The sequence below is a fragment of the Mycobacterium sp. genome, assembly GCF_035623875.1.
Classification (GTDB): domain Bacteria; phylum Actinomycetota; class Actinomycetes; order Mycobacteriales; family Mycobacteriaceae; genus Mycobacterium.
The window spans coordinates 1-2,713 of sequence record NZ_DASPSP010000289.1; the positions used below are offsets into that span (position 1 = coordinate 1).

Annotated in this window: 1 protein-coding gene; it reads right to left on the reverse strand. The window is 66.3% G+C overall.

Features of this window, described 5'->3' with window-relative positions; translation table 11 throughout:
* Positions 1-2,658: alanine--tRNA ligase (gene alaS, locus VEI45_RS23265; protein WP_324856879.1), on the reverse strand; the 2,658-nt coding region annotated here is incomplete at its 3' end.
* Positions 2,659-2,713: the final 55 nt, after the last annotated feature.

A 2,713-nucleotide genomic window follows, 5' to 3' on the forward strand; every position in this document is an offset into this window, starting at 1 on the left:
GTCGATACCCGATGAGTCCTTCCCGGAGCCCTGCGCGAGGTCGGCCTTGCCGCCGCCCCGGCCGTCGACGGCCCCCGCGAGCTGCTTGACCAAGTCGTTTGCCCGGATACCCAGGTCCTGCGCGGCCCGGTTGGCAGCGATCGCGTACGGCACGCTGCCGCCTTCACCCTCGGCGATCAGCGCGACCACCGCCGGGTCGCTGCCGAGTTTGCCGCGGATGTCGCCGACCAGCGAGCGCAGGTCGGCGGCGCTCATCCCGGCCGACATCCGCTGCGCCACCAGACGGACGTTACCGATGCGCTGCGCCCCGGCCGCAGCATTGACCGCAGCGGCCCGCGCCGTCGCCAGCCGGGTGCGTTCGAGTTCCTTCTCCGCGGCCTTGAGCCGCTCGACCAGGTTCGCCACCCGGGCCGGCACCTCTTCGGAAGGCACCTTCAGCGACGAGGCCAGCCCGGCCATCAGTGCGCGCTCCTTGGCCAGGTGCTTAAACGATTCCAGCCCGACGTAGGCCTCCACCCGGCGCACGCCGGAGCCGATCGACGATTCGCCCAGGATCGTCACCGGGCCGATCTGGGCTGAGTTGTGCACGTGCGTGCCACCACACAGCTCCAGCGAGAACGGGCCACCGATCTCCACCACTCGCACCTGGTCTGGGTAGCTCTCCCCGAACAGCGCGATCGCCCCCATCGCCTTGGCCTTGTCGAGCTGCTCGGTGAAGGTGTGCACCTCGAAGTCAGCCTGGACGGCCTCGTTGGTGACTTCTTCGATTTGGGTGCGCTGCTCTTCGGTCAGCGGCCCCTGCCAGTTGAAGTCGAACCGCAGGTAGCCGGGGCGATTCAGCGAGCCGGCCTGAACCGCGTTCGGTCCCAGCACTTGCCGCAGCGCGCCGTGCACCATGTGGGTACCCGAGTGGCCCTGCGTGGCGCCCTTTCGCCAGCCCGGATCCACCGCCGCGACGACGGTGTCACCCTCGACGAATTCCCCGGACTCCACGTTAACCCGATGCACCCACAGGGTTTTGGCGATCTTCTGCACGTCGGTGACAGCCGCCCGGGCACTTTCGCCCGCACCGGTTCCGCTGATGGTGCCGACATCGGCGAGCTGTCCGCCCGACTCGGCGTACAGCGGGGTACGGTCCAGCACCAGTTCCACCCGATCCGCGATAGCGGCTTCGCCGTGCGCACCATGCGCAATCACCGGAACCCGCTTGCCGTCGACAAAGATGCCCAGAATCCGGGCCTGCGACGTCAACTCGTCGAAACCGGTGAACTCGGTCGGGCCGGCGTCGACCAGTTCGCGGTAGGCCGTCAGGTCGGCGTGGGCGTGTTTGCGCGCCGCAGCGTCGGCCTTGGCGCGCTGGCGCTGCTGCAACATCAGCTCGTGGAATCCCGTCTCGTCGACCGTCAGGCCGGCCTCGGCGGCCATCTCGAGGGTGAGCTCGATCGGGAATCCGTAGGTGTCGTGCAGGGTAAAGGCATCCGACCCGGACAGCACGCCGGCACCGGATGCTTTGGTGGCACCGGCCACCTCGTCGAAGAGCCGTGAACCGGACTGCAGCGTGCGGTTGAACGCGGTCTCCTCGGCCACCGCGATACGCCTGATCCGGTCGAAATCGGCCACGAGTTCGGGATACGACGGGCCCATCGCGTCACGCACGGTCGCCATCAGGTCGCCGACGATCGGGTCCTCGATGCCCAGCAGCTTGGCCGAGCGGATCACGCGGCGCAGCAGCCGGCGCAGCACGTAGCCGCGCCCGTCGTTGCCGGGACTGACGCCGTCGCCGATCAGGATCGCCGCGGTGCGGCTGTGGTCGGCGATGATCCGGTAGCGCACATCGTCGTCGTGATTGCCGACGTCATAAGGGCGAGGGCCACGGGTCGCGACCAAGTCGATGACGGGGCGCAGCAGATCGGTCTCGTAGACGTTGTGCACGCCCTGCAGCAGCACCGCGACCCGCTCGACGCCCATGCCGGTGTCGATGTTCTTGCGCGGCAACGGCCCTAGGATCTCGTAATCCTCTTTGGTGGTGCCTTCGCCGCGCTCGTTCTGCATGAAGACGAGATTCCAGATCTCGATGTAGCGCTCTTCGCTGGCCAGCGGGCCGCCCTCGGGACCGTAGTCCGGGCCGCGGTCGTAATAGATCTCCGACGACGGACCGCACGGCCCGGGGATGCCCATCGACCAGTAGTTGTGGGCCATGCCGCGGCGCTGGATCCGCTCGGGAGGCAGACCTGCGATTTCCTGCCACAGCTGCGCTGCGTCGTCATCTAAATAGACTGTGGCCCAAAGCCTTTCATGGTCGAATCCGTAGCCACCATCGGCAACGGAGTTGGTCAGCAGGGTCCAGGCCAATTCGATGGCGCCACGCTTGAAATAGTCGCCGAACGAGAAATTGCCGGCCATCTGAAAAAAGGTGTTGTGGCGGGTGGTGATACCGACTTCGTCGATATCCGGCGTGCGGATGCATTTCTGGATGCTGGTGGCCGTCGCATATGGCGGGGTGCGCTGGCCGAGAAAGAACGGCACGAACTGGACCATGCCCGCGTTGACGAACAGCAGGTTGGGGTCGTCAAGGATCACCGAGGCACTTGGCACCTCGGTGTGACCCGCTTTCACGAAATGATCGAGGAACCTCTTCCTGATCTCGTGTGTCTGCACTTTCTCGCTTCCTCGTGATGCTGGCCTGCCCAGCCACATTCCAGCTTATTAAGCA